The organism is Rhodococcus sp. BH5, assembly GCF_027583855.1.
GTDB lineage: Bacteria > Actinomycetota > Actinomycetes > Mycobacteriales > Mycobacteriaceae > Rhodococcus_F > Rhodococcus_F qingshengii.
Window position 1 is genome coordinate 130,922 of record NZ_JAJHVW010000009.1, and the last position, 21,016, is coordinate 151,937.

At 63.8% G+C, this 21,016-nt stretch carries 16 protein-coding genes; 9 read left to right on the forward strand and 7 right to left on the reverse strand.

Annotated elements, in window-relative coordinates; genetic code table 11:
• Positions 1–127 precede the first annotated feature (127 nt).
• On the forward strand, positions 128–853 hold the full coding sequence (locus tag RhoBH5_RS22385) for a hypothetical protein (protein WP_042453658.1): 726 nt from the start codon (positions 128–130) through the stop codon (positions 851–853).
• 1 nt (position 854) lies between these two features.
• Here RhoBH5_RS22385 and RhoBH5_RS22390 read toward each other — a convergent pair whose 3' ends face one another.
• Positions 855–1,757: an SDR family NAD(P)-dependent oxidoreductase gene (locus tag RhoBH5_RS22390; protein ID WP_003943614.1), complete on the reverse strand. Its 903-nt coding sequence runs from the start codon at positions 1,755–1,757 to the stop codon at positions 855–857.
• A 71-nt stretch (positions 1,758–1,828) separates the two neighbouring features.
• On the opposite strand from RhoBH5_RS22390, the gene RhoBH5_RS22395 reads away from it, so the two are divergent.
• A complete protein-coding gene (locus tag RhoBH5_RS22395; RefSeq protein ID WP_003943546.1) occupies positions 1,829–2,119 on the forward strand; it encodes a putative quinol monooxygenase in 291 nt (96 codons plus the stop codon).
• A gap of 174 nt (positions 2,120–2,293) precedes the next feature.
• On the forward strand, positions 2,294–3,913 hold the full coding sequence (locus tag RhoBH5_RS22400; protein WP_042453342.1) for an ABC transporter substrate-binding protein: 1,620 nt from the start codon (positions 2,294–2,296) through the stop codon (positions 3,911–3,913).
• A 91-nt stretch (positions 3,914–4,004) separates the two neighbouring features.
• Here RhoBH5_RS22400 and RhoBH5_RS22405 read toward each other — a convergent pair whose 3' ends face one another.
• Together RhoBH5_RS22405 and RhoBH5_RS22410 are read right to left on the reverse strand one after the other, a co-directional pair.
• Positions 4,005–6,317, reverse strand: coding sequence for a transketolase-like TK C-terminal-containing protein (locus RhoBH5_RS22405; RefSeq protein ID WP_042453341.1), 2,313 nt, complete (start codon positions 6,315–6,317; stop codon positions 4,005–4,007).
• 292 nt (positions 6,318–6,609) lie between these two features.
• On the reverse strand, positions 6,610–6,930 hold the full coding sequence (locus RhoBH5_RS22410; protein ID WP_003943615.1) for a UBP-type zinc finger domain-containing protein: 321 nt from the start codon (positions 6,928–6,930) through the stop codon (positions 6,610–6,612).
• A 26-nt stretch (positions 6,931–6,956) separates the two neighbouring features.
• Between RhoBH5_RS22410 and RhoBH5_RS22415 the strand changes: the two genes are divergently transcribed.
• From RhoBH5_RS22415 to RhoBH5_RS22440, 6 genes are all read left to right on the forward strand, one after another.
• Entirely contained in the window at positions 6,957–8,552 is a 1,596-nt protein-coding gene (locus RhoBH5_RS22415) for a Na+/H+ antiporter (RefSeq protein ID WP_030536674.1), read from the forward strand.
• A 182-nt stretch (positions 8,553–8,734) separates the two neighbouring features.
• Positions 8,735–10,354: an ABC transporter substrate-binding protein gene (locus tag RhoBH5_RS22420; RefSeq protein WP_221742474.1), complete on the forward strand. Its 1,620-nt coding sequence runs from the start codon at positions 8,735–8,737 to the stop codon at positions 10,352–10,354.
• A 127-nt stretch (positions 10,355–10,481) separates the two neighbouring features.
• A complete protein-coding gene (locus tag RhoBH5_RS22425; protein WP_003943571.1) occupies positions 10,482–11,438 on the forward strand; it encodes an ABC transporter permease in 957 nt (318 codons plus the stop codon).
• Positions 11,431–12,525 carry an ABC transporter permease gene (locus tag RhoBH5_RS22430; RefSeq protein ID WP_230359944.1) on the forward strand — a complete coding sequence of 365 codons (1,095 nt, stop codon included), beginning with the start codon at positions 11,431–11,433 and terminating at the stop codon, positions 12,523–12,525. Before RhoBH5_RS22425 ends, RhoBH5_RS22430 begins: the two co-directional genes overlap by 8 nt.
• Positions 12,522–13,619: an ABC transporter ATP-binding protein gene (locus RhoBH5_RS22435; protein WP_003943600.1), complete on the forward strand. Its 1,098-nt coding sequence runs from the start codon at positions 12,522–12,524 to the stop codon at positions 13,617–13,619. Before RhoBH5_RS22430 ends, RhoBH5_RS22435 begins: the two co-directional genes overlap by 4 nt.
• Positions 13,619–14,608: an ABC transporter ATP-binding protein gene (locus tag RhoBH5_RS22440; RefSeq protein ID WP_151097451.1), complete on the forward strand. Its 990-nt coding sequence runs from the start codon at positions 13,619–13,621 to the stop codon at positions 14,606–14,608. The genes RhoBH5_RS22435 and RhoBH5_RS22440 overlap by 1 nt, the downstream gene beginning before the upstream one ends.
• Here RhoBH5_RS22440 and RhoBH5_RS22445 read toward each other — a convergent pair whose 3' ends face one another.
• The 4 genes from RhoBH5_RS22445 to lysX form a co-directional block, all read right to left on the reverse strand.
• Positions 14,609–15,208 (reverse strand): histidine phosphatase family protein, encoded by a 600-nt coding sequence (locus tag RhoBH5_RS22445; RefSeq protein ID WP_003943544.1) that lies wholly within the window; start codon positions 15,206–15,208, stop codon positions 14,609–14,611. It lies immediately after the preceding gene.
• Positions 15,209–15,213: 5 nt separating this feature from the next.
• The gene (locus tag RhoBH5_RS22450; RefSeq protein ID WP_270008815.1) at positions 15,214–16,623 is read right to left on the reverse strand and encodes a GGDEF domain-containing protein; all 1,410 of its coding nucleotides are present in this window, start codon (positions 16,621–16,623) and stop codon (positions 15,214–15,216) included.
• A 78-nt stretch (positions 16,624–16,701) separates the two neighbouring features.
• The gene (locus tag RhoBH5_RS22455; RefSeq protein ID WP_151097454.1) at positions 16,702–17,592 is read right to left on the reverse strand and encodes an alpha/beta fold hydrolase; all 891 of its coding nucleotides are present in this window, start codon (positions 17,590–17,592) and stop codon (positions 16,702–16,704) included.
• 13 nt (positions 17,593–17,605) lie between these two features.
• Positions 17,606–20,962 (reverse strand): bifunctional lysylphosphatidylglycerol synthetase/lysine--tRNA ligase LysX, encoded by a 3,357-nt coding sequence (lysX, locus tag RhoBH5_RS22460; RefSeq protein ID WP_003943575.1) that lies wholly within the window; start codon positions 20,960–20,962, stop codon positions 17,606–17,608.
• Positions 20,963–21,016 lie beyond the last annotated feature (54 nt).

The window sequence follows — 21,016 nt, forward strand, 5'->3', positions numbered from 1 at the left end:
CGGTGGTGACGGACTGTCACCACCGCTGCGGCGTCCGACCTGTAATAACCTGTGCCTCAGGGTGGGTGAAGGCGGACTCCATCAGGAGGACCTGCGCGGCCACGAAATCACAGGGGAGTCCTCAAACATGTTTCGAGACAGCGTTCTTGCGAGTCCGGTCCTGCGCCGGGGTGTGACAGCACTGGCAGTTGCGGCCGCGGCCACGATGTTTGTCGGTACTGCGGCAACGGCGGAGCCGGCGGCAGTCGTCGGTGAGGTGTCCGCGGACTCCATCGCGGCAGCCCGTGCGCAGGCCATCGGAACGACGGTCACCGTCGTGGGAACCGCGACTACGCCGTCGGGAGTCTTCGAATCCAGCTTCTACGACAAGGGCTTTGGTCTCCAGAGCGGAAATTCGGGCATCTACATCAGCGATCCGAACAACTCCGGGATTGCTCTCGGCGATCAGGTTCAGGTCACCGGAGTCCTCGCGGATCAGGAAGGCCTGCTCGTCGTCCGCCCGACTGCCGTCGAGGTAATCGGCACGACCTCCCAGATCAGCCCGGCGCGACTGCCCCTCAATGCAATCGGTGAGGGTAGCGAAGGTCGTCTCGTGACGGTGTCCGGAATCGTGAGCGGACCCGTCGTCGACGATCTGCCGTACGGTCACAAGATCCTGGTCTCGGGCGCCGAGGGAAACACCGTCATCTTCGTCAACACACAGACCGGAATCGACCTCGATGCCGTCGCCGTCGGACGCCCGATCACCGTCACCGGTTTCAGTGGCCAGTACGCCAGCACCTACGAGGTTCTTCCCCGCTCGGAAGCCGATGTGCAGCAGGGTTTCACGGGCAGCCTGAGTTTCGGAAGCTGACCTAGATCTCGAACCGAGCTCCGACGCGCATCGACCCGGGAGACAACCGGCTGATCGTGCGTCCGAGCTTGGCTTCGACGGTCACGGGCACGACGGCCTTGTTCGTGCGAACTGCTTTCACGATGGCACTGGCCACTCGATCAGGAGTGAAGTTCCGCTTGCGGTAGAAGTTGTCGACCTTGGTTTGATTTTCGAGTTGTTCCTCGGCGGTGGTCCCGGCAAATTCGGTGGTTTTGAGGATGTTCGTGTGAACGAGGCCAGGGCAGATGGTGCTGACGCCGATGCCGTGTGGAAGCAGTTCTGCCCGTAGGCAATCCGAGAGCATGAATACCGCTGCTTTGCTTGTCGAATACGCGGTGAGCGCCTTCTGTGGCGTGTACGCGGCGGCCGAGGACAGGTTGACGACGTGCCCACCTGTTCCCCGGTCGATCATCATCGGGGTAAAGGCCCGGCAGCCGTAGACAACTCCCCAGAAGTTGATGTCCATGACGCGCTCGAACTGGCGCTGCTCGGTGTCGGCGAACGTTCCCGAGAACCCGATTCCGGCGTTGTTGACGACGATGTCCGGTACGCCGTGATGTGCCGCGACCGTCTCCGCGAACCGAATCACGGCCTGTTCGTCGGACACGTCCACCTGATAGGCGTGGGCACCGCCACCGAACACTGCTTCGGCGCCGCCCGCTTGCGAAGGGATGTTTACAAGTGCCGCAGTGTCCTGCGCGCTTTCGAGATTGATGTCGGAGACCACGACGATAGCTCCCTGGGCGGCGAAGGCGAGGGCCGTTTCACGCCCGATGCCGCTGCCCGCACCGGTGATCACCACCAGCGTGCCGGTGAGATCGCGCAGTCGACGCTGCAACTTCGTTCCGCGTCGCCAGCCGGTGACGTCCTTGAGTAGCCCCATTGGTTGCCCTTTTCGTGTGTACGTTTGTGGCGTGTGTCTCTAGCTGACTTCCCCTCTGCGAAAGGTATCCGATGAGCGAGCTTCGTGTAGTTGCAACCATCCCGGCCAAGTCCGGTTCCGAGGACGACGTCCGATCGGCTCTGACAACTCTCGCGGAGGCGAGTCGGTCCGAGGACGGCTGTGTGTCGTACGAGTTGTTCGAGTCAGCGGCTGCGCCCGGCACGTTCGTCACGATCGAAACTTGGCGCGGGCAGGAGGAGTTGGACGCTCACATGCAGTCCCCGCATCTGCAGGCCGCGCTGGCCGCCGCCGGACCACTTCTCGACGGCGCTCCGGCGATTCATCCGTTGAAAGGCGCCTGAATCAGAATGAATTCCTGACCTTCGCTAAGGGTCTGACCTGCGAATGTCGCTCGAAAACTGACCAATCTTCGCGCTCCATTCCACTGAGCGGGACCTGCGACTAATACCTGTGCCTTAAGTCACAAACTGTCTCGACAATGCTTCACATCACAGTTTCTGACCTGGAGGTTTTGAATGAGTCGCAGTTCTCGGCGCGGTCACCGCAAGGTTGCCGCCGTCGCGCTGGCAGTCTCCGCCGGCCTGTTCGTCTCGTCGTGCGCTGACAGCGGGAACGGGGGTGGGAGCGGCGACGCACCGGACTCCGGTTCGGGATTGTCCATCGGCCCGGTCAACGAGCAGTCCGGCGAGGGCGATCCGGTCAAGGGCGGCACCCTCACGTTCAGCGGGTACTCCGCCGTCACCAATCTCGATCCGGCGAAGACTCAGATCGCCGGTTCGGTCGCCGGTTCGGAGTTGGGCGCGATCTACGACACGCTCCTGCGGTACGACCCGGCATCCAAGGAATTCGTTCCGAAGCTCGCAGAGTCGATGGAGCCGAGTTCCGACTTCAAGACGTGGACCCTCGAACTGCGTGACGGTGTGAAGTTCAGCGACGGGACGCCGGTGGATTCGGCGGCCGTCTCGGCGAGCCTCAATCGCTACGTCACCAACAAGGGACCGCAGTCGAGTCTGTACGCGTCGAAGGTCGCGTCGGTAGACACTCCGGATCCGTCGACGGTCGTCTTCAATCTCGTCGACCCGTGGACCGGTATCGAGTCACTGCTCTCCACCGGCCCCGGCATGATCGTCGCGCCGAGCGCCCAGCAAGGTGATCAGTTCACCCCGATCGGCGCGGGTGCCTTCACCCTCGAGAAGTTCGCTCCCAACGAGGAATTGATCCTCGACGCTCGGGAGGACTACTTCGACGGTGCCCCGAACGTGGACAAGCTGCGGTTGATCAGCATTGTCGGTTCGCAGTCCACCACTGAATCGCTCAAGAGCGGCGGCACGGACGTCGCATACATGCGTTCGCTACCGAACGTGCTGGATCTGATCGACTCCGGCTACCCGGGCTTCGTCGACATTCCGTCGCTGTCGTACCTGTCGCTGGTCAACACGGCACCCGGTCGTCCCGGTGCCGACGTGCGCATCCGTCAGGCATTGGCGCTCGCAACCGATCCCGTCGCACTCGACAACCGACTCAACGAGGGCAAGGGTCTGCCCGGACAGGTCATCTTCCAGGACACCTCCCGCTGGCATAACGACGTCGCTCCGATCGGCGTCGACACCGCCAAGGCGAAGCAGCTTCTCGACGAGGCCAAGGCCGACGGTTACGACGGCAAGATCACATACCTGACGCTGCAGGAGAATTCGGCGCAGGCGATGGCTCTCGCACTGCAGTCGATGGCCAACGCCGTCGGATTCGATTTCCAGATCGAGTACGTCAACTCGGTTGCCGACGTCGTCAAGCGTTTGTACGCCGACCGCGACTTCGACATGGCAACAGGTTCCGCCAGCCTCGCGGAAGCCGATCCTTTCGAGCGTCTGTACTCCAATCTCAAGTCGGGTGGACGGAACAACGCCACGAGCTTCTCCGACCCCGAGATGGATACGCTGCTCGATCAATTGGGTGTCGCGACGTCGACCGACTCGAAGATCGAGGTGCTCGCCAAGATCCAGGAGCGCGCCAACGAGGTTGTGCCGTGGCAGGTTTACGGCAACACCCCGTGGCTCGGTGTGTGGGGACAGAACGTCCACGGCATTCAGCAGAGCCTGGACGGAATCATGTTCTTCGACAAGGCCTGGAAGAACTGAAGGCTTCTGAAGAACTGAAGAACTGAAGAACTGACTGGACCCGAGAAGCGTCCCTGCGGGGACGCTTCTCGGCATCAGAGAGCGGGATAGATCAAGAAGTGAGATCGAGGGCAGCGCGGACGATGCTGTCGGAGTCGAGGCCGTGGTATCGGTAGACGTCCTCGAGTGAACCGACCTGACCGAACCGGCTCACTCCGAGCGCAGCGCCCGGAACGTTGTTGATTCCCGTCAGGAACGCGAGGGTGTGCGGGTGTCCGTCGAGAACAGTCACCATCGGCGCGGACCGGCTGCTCGGAAAGACCTGATCCAGGATCCACGACGGGCCGTCCGCGAGGCCGCGCCGCGATTGGAGCGCTTCGAAGAGCAAGCCGGGGCTGGTCACGCACACGACGTCGGCGGAAATACCTTGCTCGCCCAGTCTTTCGGCTGCGACCAGTGTTTCGGTGACGGTGGCACCCATGCCGACCAGGGTGACGGCCGGATCAGGGTTGTGCCGCAGTGTGTATGCCCCGGCGACCACCTGACGTCGGCGGCGTTCTCGCGCAGCCGGATCGGTCGGTACCGCGGCCAGGGCCTGATCGACCGGGCGGGTCGACAGGCGCAGATACGACGAGCTGCCGTCCGGGCGACCGAGGCGTCCGATGCTGTCGAGGAGCGTCCACTCGACGTCGACGGCGAATGCCGGTTCGAAACTGACGCAACCCGGCTGTTCCAGTCCGATGGATGGGGTCTTGATCGACTGGTGCGCACCACCTTCGGCGGCCAAGGTGACGCCCGACGGAGTGCCGACCATGATCGACTGTCCACCGGCGTAGATGCCGTACGACCACGGTTCGAGAGCCCGCTCGATGAAGGGGTCGTACATCACACCGATAGGGAAGAGTGGCTGGCCCCAACGACTCCAGGTCGCACCGAGTTCGCCCATCAACCCGACCAGGTTGGTCTCGGCGATGCCGAGTTCCATGTGCTGACCGGTGGGCTTCTCACGCCAGTGCATGATCGTTTCGGCGTCGTCGGCAAACCAGTTGTGCCGCTCGTCGGGGGACCACACGCCGACCTTGTTCAGCCAGCCTGCGAGGTTGGTGGTGGAACTGACGTCCGGGCTCAGTGTGACAACACGTTTCGCGGCGTCCGGCGCTTCGCGGCTCAGGTCGAGTAGTACCCGGCCCAGAGCTGCCTGAGTGGTGGACGTGCCGGAGGGCGTACGGCCGATGTCTTTCGGAACTGCCGGGGGCACCAGATGCTCCACCTTCGGGCGAGTCAGGCGCCCAGCGGTTTCGGCGCAGATGCGGCCGGACGGGCTGTCGGTCTCGAACCGTTCCCAGGGCTTCGACGGATCCATGCCGAGTTCCGACGCCAGGTGCTCGAACTGCTCGGTGGTGAGCAGCGACGAGTGGTTCTGCGGATGACCCTGCGTCGGCAGACCCCGACCCTTGATCGTGTACGCGATGATCACGGTGGGACGGGTGTCGTCGATCTGTGCGTACGCCTCTCGCAGAGCGTCGAGGTCGTGGCCACCGAGATTGCGGATGGCCTCGAGCACCGTGGCGTCGTCGAGGTCGTCGATCAGCGCCGTGATCGCGTCGGCGTCCGCCGCGTCGCCGGGCAGTCTCAGACGTACCTCGTCGGCCGTGCATCGCAGCAGACGCTGATACTCCGGATTCGGCATGTCCAGGATTCGTTCGCGCAACGCGGTGCCGCCCGGCCGGGTGAACAGTGATTCCAGCAGCGCACCGAACTTCACGGTGATGACCTGCCAACCGGCACCCGAGAACATGCGCTCCAGGCGGGTTGCCGCGATGTTCGGCACCACCCGGTCGAGTGATTGGCGGTTGAGGTCGACTATCCACACGATCTCACCCAGTTCGGCAACCGAATGATCGAGAACTGCTTCCCACACCGCGCCCTCGTCGAGTTCGGCGTCACCGACCAGGGAGTACTGACGCCCGGTTCCGGCGCCGCCGAGGGAGGCGTCGACGTATCGGCGAGCGATGGCGCCCCAGATGGGAGCCGTCGCGCCGATGCCCACCGAACCGGTCGAATAATCCACCGGATCAGGATCTTTCGATCGACTCGGGTAGCTCTGCAGGCCCCCGAATTCGCGCAGAGTCGTCAGGTAGGACTCGTCGAGTTCACCGAGGAGATAGTTGATGCCGTGGAGCACCGGCGCCGCATGCGGCTTGACGGAAACCCGGTCGCCGGAACGAAGTTGGCCGAACCACAGGGACGTCATGATCGAGACCATCGACGCGCACGAGGCCTGATGGCCGCCGACCTTGAGCCCACTGGGATTCGGACGGACACGGTTGGCGTGATGGATCATCGCGGTCGACAACCACAGAACGCGCTTCTCGATCTCCGCCAGTGACTCGGGAGCGTTCTGGTCGATGTTGGGGCTGTTCACGGCCGGTCCTGCCTTCAGTAGTGGACATCGATCACCGCACCGCCTGTACCCCAGATCGTGGGGCCGACGATGTGGTTGTGATGTTTGGCAGGACTTCCTGAGGCCGAACCGTTCGGTGCGGCAAAGTCCAGCCGCACCTGTCGATCTGTTGTGCAGATTCTGCGTCAAAGTCCATCATCGGCATACAGATTGAGCAATAGCTACCCGGTGGATTGAGCAATGTGCGCAACACCGAGGGCTGTGCGCCGTGACAGGTGGGCACTATGCGCAGTGCACCGCCAGTCGCGCGCGGTCAGTCCATCAGATCGTGGACGTAGCACCAGCGCCAGGATTCGCCGGGCTCGTGTGAGCGCATGACCGGGTGCCCGGTTTCGCGGTAGTGGTTGGTGGCGTGCTGATGAGGGCTGGAATCGCAGCATCCGACGTGGCCGCAGGACAGGCACATGCGCAGGTGAGACCAGTTATCCTCGCCCAACTCGGCGCACTCCTGGCAGACGCCGGGCGTAAGCGCCGCCGGGTCCGTTTCGGGCGCATTGGTTAGTTCCTCGCAACCGGTGGGAGCGGGTGCGGGCTGCTGTGTGCGGGCTGCTGCTCGCTTCAGGATTTTCTTCATCGCCTTCCATACTGCATGCTGCCAGGGTGAACGGCATATTACTGGGGGTTGTAGTAGCGGCGTTGCTGGTGGCGGCGGTCGCGCGAAGGTTCGGGCTGTCTTCGCCGCTGATCCTCGTCCTGGTCGGTTTGATCGCCTGTCAGATACCGGGTGTTCCGGAATTGGAACTCGATCCCGACCTCGTCCTGTTCGTCGTGTTGCCTCCACTTCTGTACTCGGCAGCACTGGACAGTTCATACCTGGCTTTGCGCTCGAATCTGCGTCCGATCGGATTTCTCGCGGTGGGGCTTCCCCTGGCGACGACGGCTGCGGTGGGCTTTGTCGCCTACCTGATCGTGCCGGAGTTCTCGATAGCGGCTGCTCTGGTTCTCGGCGCCATCGTGGCGCCGCCGGACGCGGTGTCCGCGAGCGCAATCGGACGCAAGCTCGGCCTGCCGCGCCGGATCATGACCCTGCTGGGCGGGGAGAGCCTGCTCAACGACGCCACCGCTCTGACGGCGTACAAGGTCGCTCTCGCGGCTGCCGTCGGTACGGGTGCGACGCTGATCGGCGGCTTCGAGACCTTCCTCGTCGCGGCGGTCGGTGGAACGGTGATCGGCCTCGCGGTGGGGTTCGTCATCTCGAAGGTTCGCGGCAAGCTCCAGGATCCGGTGATGGAGAGCGGAATCGGATTGGTGGTGCCGTTCTTCACCTACCTGGCTGCGGAAGAGGTCCACGCGTCGGGCGTCATCGCGGTCGTCGTAGCCGGATTGTTCCTCGGCCAGCGCTCCACCCGTGCGAGTTATGCGACGCGTTTGCAGGACACGGCAGTGTGGAGGGCCGTCGACCTGATCCTGGAGTCGTTCGTCTTCCTGTTGATCGGTCTCCAATTGCCCAGCGTCGTCAACGGATTGCAGGGGTACAGCACTTCGATCGTCGTCTGGGCGTCGGTTGCCGTTCTCGTGACCGTCGTGGTGGTCCGAATCGCCTGGGTGTTCCCGTTCACGTACGTACCGCGCTGGCTGTCGCCGCGTATTCGAGCGAGGGAGCCGGAGATTTCGGCGCGGGCGGTGTTCGTCGTGTCGTGGGCCGGTATGCGAGGGGTCGTGTCGCTGGCAGCTGCCTTCGCCATTCCGCTGACGGTCAACAGTGGTGAGGACTTCCCGGGCCGTTCGCTGATCCTCTTCCTGACGTTTGTCGTCGTGGTCGGCACGCTGTTGCTGCACGGCCTGACGTTGCCGTGGGTGATCCGTGTCCTCGGCGTGCAGGGGGACGAAGAGCAGTCCGACGCACGCGCCGAGGCGGCAGCCCAGGACAAGGCTGCACGGGCCGCTGCGGCGCGGCTGGACGAATTGGTCGGAGCCGACGCCGACGACGTCCCTCAGGTCCGCAATCGTGCCGCGGACATCTTGCGAAGCTGGAACACCCACCGCGCGAACTCGGCGTGGGAGCGACTGGGACGCAGCGACGAGGATCTGGGGGAGAGCCCGTCGAACGCCTTCCGCTCGCTGCGCCTCGAGATGATCGATGCCGAGCGAGGCGTCTTCATCGCCGAACGCGATGCCGGCCGGATCGACGACGAGGTCCTCCGGAAGGTGCTTCGCGAGCTCGATCTCGAGGAAGCGACGCTCGACCGGGACTAGACCGGCTGGTCTGCTGTCCACGAAGGTAACCGCTGGCCAGGGTCGGTTTACCTGACTGTTGAGGCCTGCAACTTAACCGATTCCACTGAGCGAGACTCGATCCAATTTTCTGTGCCTCCCATCACAGACTGTTTCGTGTTCAACATCACGTCACGGTCTTACCCCGCCTTGGAGGCATTCGAATGAGTCGTAGTTCCCGCCGCGGAAGTCGCAGATTGGCTGCGGCTGCGCTGGCGATCACCGCAAGTATGTTCCTGGCGTCGTGCGCCGACAACGGCTCGAGCAATGGCGGCGGCGAATCCGCTGATTCCGGTTCCTCGCTGAAGATCGGCATGGTCAACGAGCAGGCTGATCCCGGCACTCCCACCAAGGGCGGCACGCTGACGTTCAGCGGTTACTCGGCGGTCACGACTCTCGATCCCGCGAAGGCTCAGGTTGCCGGCGCCACCGGTGGCAGCGAGCTCAGCGCCATCTACGACGTGCTCATGCGTTACGACCCCATCGGGCAGAAGTTCGAGCCCAAGCTCGCTCAGTCGCTCGAAGCGAGTTCGGACAGCAAGACCTGGACGCTGAAGCTCCGCGACAGTGTGAAGTTCAGCGATGGTACAGCTCTCGACTCGAAGGCCGTCGCCGACAGCATCAACCGCTACGTCACCAACAAGGGACCTCAGTCGAGCCTGTGGGCTTCCAAGGTTGCCTCGATCGACACCCCCGACGCGACGACCGTGGTCTTCAACCTCGTTGATCCGTGGACAGGCATCCAGTCGATGCTCGCCACCGGACCCGGCATGATCGTCGCCCCGAGCGCCCAGCAGGGTGACCAGTTCACCCCGATCGGCGCCGGCGCCTTCACCCTCGAGAAGTTCGCTCCCAACGAGGAACTGCTGTTGGCTGCTCGCCCCGACTACTACGACGGCGCACCGAACATCGACAAGCTCAAGCTGATCAGCATCGTCGGAGCTCAGCCCACCGCCGAAGCACTCAAGACGGGCGGCATCGACGCCGCGTACATGCGTACGCTCACCCCGATCCTGGATCTGATCGAGTCGGGTTACCCCGGCTTCGTCGACATCCCGTCGCTCGGTTACATCGCCAACGTGAACATGGCCCCGGGCCGCCCGGGCTCGGATGTCCGTGTCCGCCAGGCGATGGCGCTGGCCGTCGATCCGGAGACGCTCAACACCCGCGTCAACAACGGCAAGGGACTGCCCGGCCAGGAGATCTTCCAGGACACCTCGCGCTGGCACAACGACGTCGCACCGATCGGCGTCGATCCCGCCAAGGCGAAGGAACTGCTCGATCAGGCCAAGGCCGACGGCTACGACGGAAAGATCACCTTCCTCTCCATCCAGGAACCGTCCGCACAGGCAACGGCTCTGGCCATCCAGGCGATGCTCAACGCAGTCGGCTTCGACGCTCAGATCGAATACGTCACCGGTGCAGGTGATCTGGTCAAGCGGATGTACGCCGATCACGACTACGACATGAGCACCGCAGCACTGAGCCTCGCCGAGGCCGATCCCTACGAGCGTCTGTACACGGGCATCAAGTCCGGTGGCCGTAACAACGCGACCGGCTACTCCGACGCCGAAATGGATGCTCTCTTGGACAAGTTGGGCGTCGCAACCACCGACGAGGACAAGAAGGCAGTCCTGGCACAGATCCAGGAACGCGCCAACGAGACCGTCCCGTGGCAGGTGTGGGGCAACGTCGCCGCACTCGACGTGTGGAACCAGAACGTTCACGGACTCGAGCAGAGCCTCGACGGAATCGTGCTCTTCGACGGAGCTTGGAAGTCCTAGAGAGCCTGAAGTTCACAGCCGGCCCCGCGCCCGTATTGCAGCGGATCGGGGCCGGCTGCGAACGAAGAAATGAAATCAGAGGAACTGCTGTGTATTGCGAGCTCGCTGTCCGAAGGAGACGAAATCGATGAACATCGGCGCAATAGGTAAGAAATTGGGCCAGCTCGTCATTGTGATCCTGATCGTCAGCTTCGGAACCTTCGTGCTGGCATCACTGATCCCCGGCGATCCCGCTGTCTCCGTTCTCGGTGAAGGCCGAACGCCTGCCGAGTACGAGGAAGTTCGGCAGCAGCTCGGACTCAACGATCCACTCCTGGTTCGCTATTGGGACTGGCTGACCAGCGCTCTCCAGGGCGACCTCGGCAACTCGCTCGTTCCCCCGCAGCAGGACGTCCTCACCGCGATCAGTTCCGCTCTCCCCGTCAGCGTTCAGTTGGCAGTGATGGGTCTGGTCATCGCACTCGTCGTCGCAGTTCCGCTCGCACTCTGGTCGGCGCACCACGAAGGCGGCGTCATCGACCGCGTCATCAGCGCCGCGACATTCGGTGTTCTTTCCGTCCCGAGCTTCCTCGCCGGTCTGTTGCTGATCATGGTCACCGTCAACTGGCTCGGCTGGTTCCCGCGATCACAGTGGGTGCGCATCGGCGACAGCCTCTCCGGAAACCTCTCACACGCAATACTTCCCGCGATCACCATCAGCCTCCTCGAGATGGCGATGTTCACTCGCGTTCTCCGATCCGACCTGGTGACGACGCTCCGTGAGGATTACATCCTCGCGTCGAAGGCCAAGGGAATGCCCACGCTGCGAGTGCTTTTCAGTGACGCGCTCCGCCCGTCGTCGTTCTCGCTCATCACGATGATGGGTCTGGCTCTCGGCGGCATGATCGGCAGCACCGTGATCGTCGAGACGCTGTTCTCGCTGCCCGGAATGGGCACGCTCATCGTCCGCGCAGCGCAGCAGGGTGATTCGCCGATGCTGCTGGGCGCGGTGGTCGTGATCGCGGTCATCTACGTCCTCGTCAACAGTGCGATCGATGTTCTGTACACCTATCTTGACCCGAGGAGTCGTCGTGTCCATGTCTGAAGTGACGCCAGACGGAGCGGCTCCGTCGCCGGCCCCGTCCGAGGTGATGACATACCGGCAGCAGACAGTCCTGCTGGCTCCCGGTCCCGTCGAGACGCTGGAACAGCCCAAGAATCTGGTCCTGATCGGATCGATTCTCACAGTGGTCGGCGTTGCGCTGCTCGGCACCGCACTCTTCGGTTCAGCGATCATGATGACCGTCCGCATCGTGCTCGCGCTCGTTGCCCTGGTTTTCCTCTTCAAGGGTCTCGGCAAACTCGGTACGTCCAAGTGGGGCAGTCAGTTCGATCTCTCGTACTGGTTGGCGTGCATCTGGCTGGGCGCGCTGATCCTGGCCGCGATCTTCGCGCCGCTGCTGCCACTCGGTGAGTACAAGGACACGGTCAAGACCTTGGCCGAGCCGGGCTTCGCCTCGCCGAGCCTGCTCTCCGATCATCCGTTGGGTACCAACAACTTCGGTCTCGACCTCCTCGCCCGCGCCCTGTTCGGTGCTCGCGCCTCCTTGACTGTCGCCATCTGCGCCGTGCTGATCGGCATGATCATCGGTGGCACCATCGGCGTCATGGCCGGCTATTTCCGTGGCAAGGTCGACGCCGTGGTCGGAATCCTGACCAACTCGCTGCTGGCCATTCCTTCTCTGGTGCTGCTCATCGCACTGGCCGCGGTGCTCACGTCGAACCTGCGCAACATCACCCTCGCACTGTCGATTCTCTGCATTCCCAGCATGGTTCGAATCGCCAGGGCAAACACCATCGTCGTCGCCCAACGCGAGTTCGTGCTTGCCGCGAGAGCCATGGGCGCCACCAAATGGCGCGTCATCTGGCGCGAGTTGGTTCCCAACGTCCTCGTTCCCGTCGCCGCGCTCGGACTGGTGGCCGTTTCCGGCCTGATCGTCGCGGAAGCCTCACTGAGCTTCCTCGGACTCGGTATCGCACAACCTGATCCGACCTGGGGCAACATGATTGCGGAAGGTCAGGGCGGGATCGTGGAGAAGCATCCGTTCATCGTCCTGGTACCAGGCGTCTTCCTCTTCCTGACGGTGTTCTCCTTCAACCTCATCGGCGAGAAGTATCGGAGTAAGCTGTGACCACTTCAGCTCAGAACGGCGTTCCGCTGCTGCAGGCGGACAACATCAGAACCGTATTCGCCACTCCCCGTGGCCAGTTGCGAGCAGTCGACGGTGTCTCGATCCACGTCTCCGCCGGCGAGACTCTCGGCATCGTGGGTGAATCCGGTTCCGGCAAGTCGGTTCTCGGGCGCACCATCATGGGACTGCTCCAGAAGGGTCCGGCTCTCGACATCAGCGGGACGGTGACGTTTGCCGGCCGCGACATGTCGACGATGAAGAAGTCGGAGATGAAGCACTTCTGGGGACCCGAGATCGCCATGGTCTTCCAGGATCCGATGACCTCGCTCAATCCGTTCAAGCGCATCGGTACCCACATCACCGAATCCTTGAAGTTCCACCTGGGTCTGAAGAAGGACGCGGCCCGCGATCGCGCTGCGGAACTCCTGTCGATGGTGGGTATCCCCGAGCCCAAGCGTCGGCTCGATCAGTACCCCCACGAACTTTCGGGCGGTATGCGTCAGCGTGTGGTCATCGCGATGGCCCTGGCCTGCGAGCCGAAACTGCTGATCGCGGACGAGCCGACCACAGCTCTCGACGTGACCGTGCAGAAGCAGATCCTCGACCTGCTCGCCTCGCTCAACGACAAGCTCAACATGGCCGTCATCCTGATCAGCCACGACCTCGGTGTGGTCTCGGGACGATCGGATCGCGTCGCCGTCATGTACGCCGGTTCCGTCGTGGAAACGTCGGCGACCGAAGAGTTGTTCACTCGTCCGCGTCATCCGTACACCGAAGCGCTGATGGCCGCGATTCCGCGACTCGAATCGCCGACGCACACAGTGCTGCAGACAATTCCGGGTGGACTCCCGGACATGACGAAGCCGATCACCGGTTGCCGCTTCGCGGCTCGCTGCCGTTACGCCCAGGACGACTGCCTGACCGGCGACCCGGCCCTGGCTCCCGGCGGACCGGGGGACAACACAACCGAAAGCCACACGTTCGCGTGCCACTACCCGGTCGACACCCCTGAAGGCACAACGGCATTGGTCGCCAACGAGAAGGCCGGCACTACCGCAGCGGGCCTGACGCTCGCGGTGAAGGAGATGGTCTGATGACTGCAGCAACCGATACCAGGCAGTCCGAGACTGTGGACGCGGCCTTGACGGTCGAGGACTTGGTTGTCGAATTCAACGTCGGCAAGGGGCAGACGGTTCACGCCGTGTCCGGAATCAGCTTCACCGTCGCGCCGGGCGAAACCTTGGGCGTGGTCGGTGAATCCGGCTGTGGCAAGTCCACGGCGGGCCGGGCGATCATGCAGTTGCCCTCACCGACGTCGGGCTCGATCCGCCTCGGAGAGACGGAAATGACGGCACTGGGCGCGGAAGAATTGCGTCGCAGCCGCACTCAGTTGCAGATGATCTTTCAGGATCCCATCTCCTCCCTGAATCCCCGTCGCAAGGTCAAGGCTCTCATCACCGAGGGTCCGTCGATCTGGGGTGGAAAAGACAAGGCTGCCATCGAAGCTCGGGCGCGCGAGGTTCTTGCCGAGGTCGGGCTGGACCCGGACATGGTGTGGGATCGAACCCCACGCGAACTCTCGGGTGGTCAGTGCCAGCGCGTGTGCATCGCCCGCGCATTGATGCTCGACCCCAAGGTCCTGATCTGTGACGAGCCGGTCTCGAGCCTCGACGTGTCCGTGCAGGCGCAGATTCTGAACCTGCTCGAGGACGCGAAGAAGCGTCACGGGCTGTCTTTGCTGTTCATCGCGCACAACATGGCCGTCGTGAAGAACATCAGTGACCGCGTGATGATCATGTACTTGGGTCGCGTCTGCGAAATCGTTCCCGCAGAAGACATGCAGAACCGCGCGCTGCACCCGTACACGCAGCTACTGCTGGCGTCGATTCCCGATCCCGACGCCACCGTCACTGCGGCGCAGAACGTCGAGCAGAAGGTCATCGAACTGCCCTCGCCGCTCAATCCGCCCAGTGGCTGCCGCTTCCGCACGCGGTGCCCGCTGGCTACTGATCTCTGCGCCGAGGAAGTTCCCGAGCTGCGTCTCGTCGAGGGCGGCCATCAGGTGGCGTGCCACAACGTGTGACTACACGCGAAGCATGTTGCGTACGTGACCGGTTTCGTTGATCGACCCGACCCTGCGGCTTCCGTTTCGCGACACGAGAATGCGCGTGACGGACACGTACTCGATCGGGAAGGTCAACGGGCGCTCCAGTCCGAGCAGTTCCTGCAGAACGATGTTGACGACGCCGCCGTGGCAGAAGATCGCCACGGTGGCGTCGTTGTCCGTTGCCGCGACTATCTCGTCGATCGCACCGAGGACTCGCGCACGAAAGGCGTCGCCGTCCACCGACTCGGGGAGCCAGCCGGCTTTGATGCGCGCATAGGTTTCCGGCGCCCGCTCCAGGACCTCGTGCATCGGGATGTAGTGCGGCTGCTCGTAGTCGTATTCCGCCAGACCCTCGCGCTGGGTGACCGGAAGGCCCAATATCTGCGCTACAGGGGCTGCGGTCTCGAGTGCGCGCTTCTGCGGGCTGCTGAAGAGCCCGGTGATCCGGTACGGCGCCAGTGCTGCGGGCAGCCGTAGTGCCTGGGCACGACCTTCGTCGGTCAGCGAGGGATCTGCGCGGCCTTCGGTGACCTCGGCCAGTTCGGGGAGCGCGTGTCGGATCAGGAGTAGTTGCACCTACGTCACCTTGCCATGTAGAGATCGAACGCCACCACGAGGTTTCGGCCGTCGCGTTTTGCCTGGTACATCGCGTTGTCGGCGATATCGAGCAGAGTCTCCATGCCCGGCATCGCGCGATCGGCCCAGGCGACGCCGATACTGACCGTTCCCGCGAAACCGCGAATGGATCGCGCGTGGGCCTCTTGCGCCTCTCTGATGCGCTCCGCGAGCTGGATGGCTTCCTCGAAGGTGCAGTCGGCGGCGGCGACGGCAAATTCCTCACCACCCAGTCGGCCGGAGAGTCCCAGCCCTTCGGTAGCGGCGAGGAGGGTGTTTCCGAACTGTTCGAGGACCGAATCGCCGGTGAGGTGGCCGAGGTTGTCGTTGATCGATTTGAAGTGGTCGAGATCGAGCATCATGACGGCGATCGGTCGTTGCGCCGCGTGCTGGGCGTCGAGGAGTTCCTGCGATTGGGTCCAGAACGCGTGGCGACTCAGCGTTCCGGTGAGGGCGTCGCATTCGGCGATGCGTTGGAGTTCTCGCTCAGCGCGCCGCTGTGCGCCAGTGGCGACGGCTACGGCGATGGGGGAGAGTGCCATCAAGATGACGGAGATCCGGGTGGTCACCCCCTCACTGAGTAGGTGCACCGGATCTGCCAGTGCCAGACGTCCCTTACCCGCCATGACCAGTGCCCACGCGCTCCATCCGGCTGCCAGGAGCGAAGTGCTGAACAGTGAGACACGCATTGCGCACCACAGGAGCGCCGGCATCGGCAGCAGCAGCGCAAGGGCTCCCTGGACCTCCAGGGCGAGTGGCAGACAGGCCAGGAGAGCGGCCAGAGGTGCCAGGATCTGTGCGAGCCGCCTCAAGCGCAGACTCTGCCGCACGGACGGCCCGCAGGTTCTTCGAATGTGTTCGAGCCTCGGTGCCGACAGAACGATCGGCAGCACGATCAGATACGTACACAGGTCGGCGAAGAACCACCCCACCAATTCCGTTGCCGCACCGCTTCCTTCGTGGAGTTGAGTGCGTAGTGCGCTGGCGGACCCGGCCGTGAACGACGCCAGAACCGAGATGAGGAAGATTCTGGCCGTGTACTTCGTCTCGGAGATTCGCCGCGGAAAGCAGCCGAGCAAGTTCGCGGCGATCAATCCTGTCGTGACGCCGACCAGATTGATCGCATTCAGTTCGAAGGCCCTCTGCACGGGGCTTCCGGTCGCAAGATCCGCCGTCAGCAGCGCGGCGCCGCCGACAGCGAGTCCGATCGGCGCAAACGAGCGCGGGTTACGGAGGAGAATGCCCAGAAGGATTGCGTTGGCGGGCCAGAAGGTCGACAGAAAACCGGGCGGACGGGCGGCGATGCCCGCCAGGGCGACAACGAGGATCGCCACGAAAATCAGGCACGAGCGCACCCGACGTGTCGAACGGTCCATGGTCAGCCTGTCGTAGAAAGCAGAAGCTGTCCGAGACTAGCAATGATCCGGCTACTGTCCGAGTTGTAACTTTAAGTGTCATCCCCGACGGTTCGGCTGCGTGAGGCGCCGAATCAAGTTCGCCAACTCCTCGGGCTGATCGATCATGGCGTGGTGATGCGCCGGGCGCAGGACGTGAAAACTCCCACCGAGGTAGGTGGCGAGTTTCTGCTGCTTTGCCATCCAGGCGATGGACCAGGGAGTGGTGTGGCCAGTGTGTGCGGCGACGACGCTGAGGTCGATGTCGGGCAGTGGATGCTTGCTCGAGCGTCGTAAAGCGGTGAGCTCCAGCGCCATATCGGTGTACGCGACGTATTCGATCATCGCCGCTTCCAGATAGTGAGGCTCGCGGTAGACCTTCCGGACCCATTCGAGAGTGGCTTCGGACGACCCGCTCGGCGGCACGGACTGGTTGAGGATCTTGCGCGTCGTCGTGCCGAGGAGTCGTTGGAGCCCGGTGGTGCTGAACGAAGCGGCGGCGGCTCGGGAGGCGATCAGCAGCAGGTCGCGGGGGAAAAGACGTTTCGGCTCCTTCTCGGCACTGGAATCGAGGAGGAGCATCCCCGCCGCCCGATCGGGGAACAGGCGCGCGAAACCTTCGACGTAGAAACCGGCGATGGAGTGGCCGACCACCACGGCCGGACCAGTCAGTCCCAGTGTGTCGAGGACGTCGCGGATCCGCTGAGCTTCGCCGCGGACGGTCGGAACTTCGGAAGTAGGCTCGCTGAGCCCGAAGCCCGGGCGATCGAAGCGGACGACGGTGTGGTCCGACTGAAGATGACGCGCGCAGTCATCCCAGTCGAACCAATTGCCCGCCAGCCCGCCGCACAAGACGACGACGGGGCCGTCGCCCTCGGCAAGAACATGCAGTCGGCTCTCGCCGACCTGCAATATCTCGCCCGGTGGTTTCACGTGGAACAATTCCGGCACGCGAGAATCCGGACTACTGACGCGGTTTCGCGAGGGGGAAGGCCAGCGTCTCGCGGATGCTGCCACCCGTGATCAGCATGACGATTCGGTCGACGCCCATCCCGAGACCACCCGTCGGCGGCATCGCGTGTTCGAGGGCTTGGAGGAAGTCTTCGTCCAATTCCATCGCTTCCGGGTCGCCGCCGGCCGCGAGCATCGACTGCTCGGTGAGCCGGTTGCGCTGATCCACAGGGTCGGTCAGCTCGCTGTATGCGGTTCCGAGTTCGACGCCCCACGCCACCAGGTCCCACTTCTCGGCGACGCCGGGGATGCTGCGGTGCGGCCGGGTGAGCGGCGACATCGAGGTGGGGAAGTTGGTGTAGAACGTCGGGAACTCCGTGTAGTCCTCGACCAGATGCTCGTACATTTCCTGCGCGATGGCGCCGGTATCCCAGCTGGACTGGTACGGGATCTCGTTGGCGTCGCACAACTTCTGCAGGTCTTCGAGACTTGTCTCGGGGGAGACGTCGACACCAAGTTTTTCGGCGACGGCGCCGTGCATCGTCTTCACCGGCCACTCACCGGAGATGTCGACCTCGACCAGTTCGCCGTCCGGGCCGGGACGCATGATGATCTCGCGACCGAATGCTGCGACGGCCGCCGCCTGGATCAGCTCGCGGCACATCCGCATCATGCCCTCGTAGTCGCTGTGGGCTTCGTATGCCTCGAGGATCGTGAACTCGGGATTGTGTTTGAAGTCGACGCCCTCGTTGCGGAACACGCGGCCGATCTCGAACACCTTCTCCATACCGGCGACGCACAACCGCTTCAGGTACAGCTCGGGTGCGATGCGGAGATAGAGGTCGAGGTTGTACGCGTTGATGTGTGTCAGGAACGGAGCGGCATTCGCGCCGCCATGCACCTGCTGCAGAATCGGGGTCTCGACTTCGAGGTATCCGCGACCACCGAGTGAATCGCGCAGCGACTTCACGACGGCGCTTCGGGCCTCGAGCAGTTCGCGGGCCTTCGGGTTGAGGGCGATGTCGAGGTACCGCTGGCGGACGCGGGTCTCGGGATCCGAGAGGCCCTTCCACTTGTCCGGCAGCGGGTGCAGGCACTTGCCGTTCATACGCCACTCGACGGCGATGAGCGACAGCTCGCCCTTGCGGCTGCGCCCGATGGTTCCGCTGACTTCGATCAGGTCACCGAGATCGAACTCGGCAGCGAACTCCGCCAACTTCTCGCGGCCGACGTTGTCCTGGTCGACCAGAACCTGGATGTCGCCGGACCAGTCGCGCACGTCCGTGAACACCACTCCGCCGTAGTCGCGGACCCGCAGGAGGCGTCCCGCGATTCGCACGCGGGTGCCCTCCGGTGACTTCGCTGCGGCCGCGATCGTGTGCGTCGGTGGATAGGCGACGGGGTAGGCGGCGATCCCTTCGTCGGCCAGTTGCGCGAGCTTGTTCATGCGCACGCGGACCTGCTCGGGTCGACGCGGACCGTTGGTCGTGAACGTCGGAGCCGAGTCCGGCGGGCTGCCGTCGGCATGCAGTCCTTCGGAAGTCACCAGAGCTGCCGGCACCGCCGCATGCGTGCCGGTGTGCTTGACGACCTGGCTGGACTTGCGCCCGAAACTGGGCAGCACCACAAAGCCTTCGGCGATGGCCGACGCGAATCCGACGCGCGGCAGTTCGCGGTTGTCCTCGAAGCAGAGGAAGCGCGGCGCCCAATCCGGCTGGTATTTCACGTTCGAGCGGTACAGCGCTTCGAGCTGCCACCAGCGGGAGAAGAAGACGAGCACCGAGCGCCAGATGCGGAGGATCGGGCCCGCGCCGATGCGCGAACCTTCCTCGAACACCGAGCGGAACACGGCGAAGTTGAGCGAAACTCGCACGACGCCGATCTCGTCCGAACGTGTGGCCAACTCCGAGACCATCAATTCGACGACACCGTTGGGCGCCGTCGGCTTACGGCGCATCAGGTCGAGCGAAACACCGTTCGGTCCCCACGGCACGAGCGAGAGCATGCCGACGACGCTTTCGTCCTCGGTGCCTTCACCCATGACGGCTTCGACGAGGAGGCAATCGCCGTCGAGGTGATCGCCCAGTCGGCCGAGCGCCATGGAGAAGCCGCGCTCGGTGTCGGTGTCGCGCCAGTCGTCGGCGCGGATGATGACGGCCGCCATGTCCTCTGGCGGGATGTCGCGATGGCGTCGCATCCGCACGGTGACGCCGTGACGCCTGACGCGGGTGACCGCCTGGCGCACCGGGCGCATGTCGCGTCCGTTGAGATTGAACTCGCGGGTGCGCAGGATCGCTTCGTCGCCGAGCTGCAGGACGCTCAGGCCCGCCTTCTTGTATGCCGTCGCCCCGGTTTCGCTGGCGCCCATGACGGCCGTCGCCCAGCCGTACTGCGATGCGAGCCCCTGCCACGCTTCGATGGCGTGCGGCCACGCTTCGGGATCACCGATGGGATCACCACTGGCGAGGCAGACGCCGATCTCGACGCGGTACGTGATCGCGGCCTTGCCGCTCGGCGCGAAGATGACCGCCTTGTCGCGGCGGGTGGCGAAGTAAGCGAGAGAGTCGTCGGCACCGAAGTTCTGGATCAACCCGCGGATCGCGGACTCGTCGTTTCCGGTGAGCGCGTTGTTGGAGCGTTGCGCGCGGAAGAGCGTCATGACGGCGGCGAGGAGCGCGATGGCGCCGAGCAGACCGAGGACCGTGTTGACGAAGACGCGCGGGTGGCCGTCGAACACCTCGTTGTCGACCGAAGCCGCCGCGGTGACGCGGTTCAGGGCCCACAGGAATCGCTGGTTCTGCGGTAGGTCACCTGGGAAGAGTTCGACAAGGCCCCAACCGATCACGGTCGCTACAGCCATGCCGCCGATCAGCACGCCGAGTGCTTTCCAGCCGGCGCCGCGCCGTACGCGTGTGTAGAACTCGGGCCTCGCCGCGATGAGGATTCCGATCACGACAAGCAGAACGACAACCGCCACGGCGTTGTTCGGGTTCTTGTCGACGATCGCGGAGGCGATGTTGGTGAGGGTGATCAGTGACAGGTAGATCGTCAACAGCCACCAGGCGATGCGCTTGCGGCTCGCGAGGGCGGCGGCGAGCAGGGCGACGACGAGCGCCCACGACAGGCTCGTATCCGGTGCGTCGAAGTAGTAGCTGTCGATGTATTCGCGTGGGACGCGGAGGATGTGCCGCAGTACCGGCGAGATGCTCCACAGGAACACCAGTACGGAGAAGACTCCGAGGATCAGTCCCGAGATATGGGGAACCTGGCTGAACCGCCCTTTGCGGAATCGACGCGCCTGGCGCGGATTTTCGGGTGGCGATTCCACCAACTCTGCAGTGGTGTCCGATACCTCGGTCAATGGTGCCATCGAGCTTCCTCTCCTACCGGTCGATCAGATCCTCACGCTAAGTGTGGTCTGTCG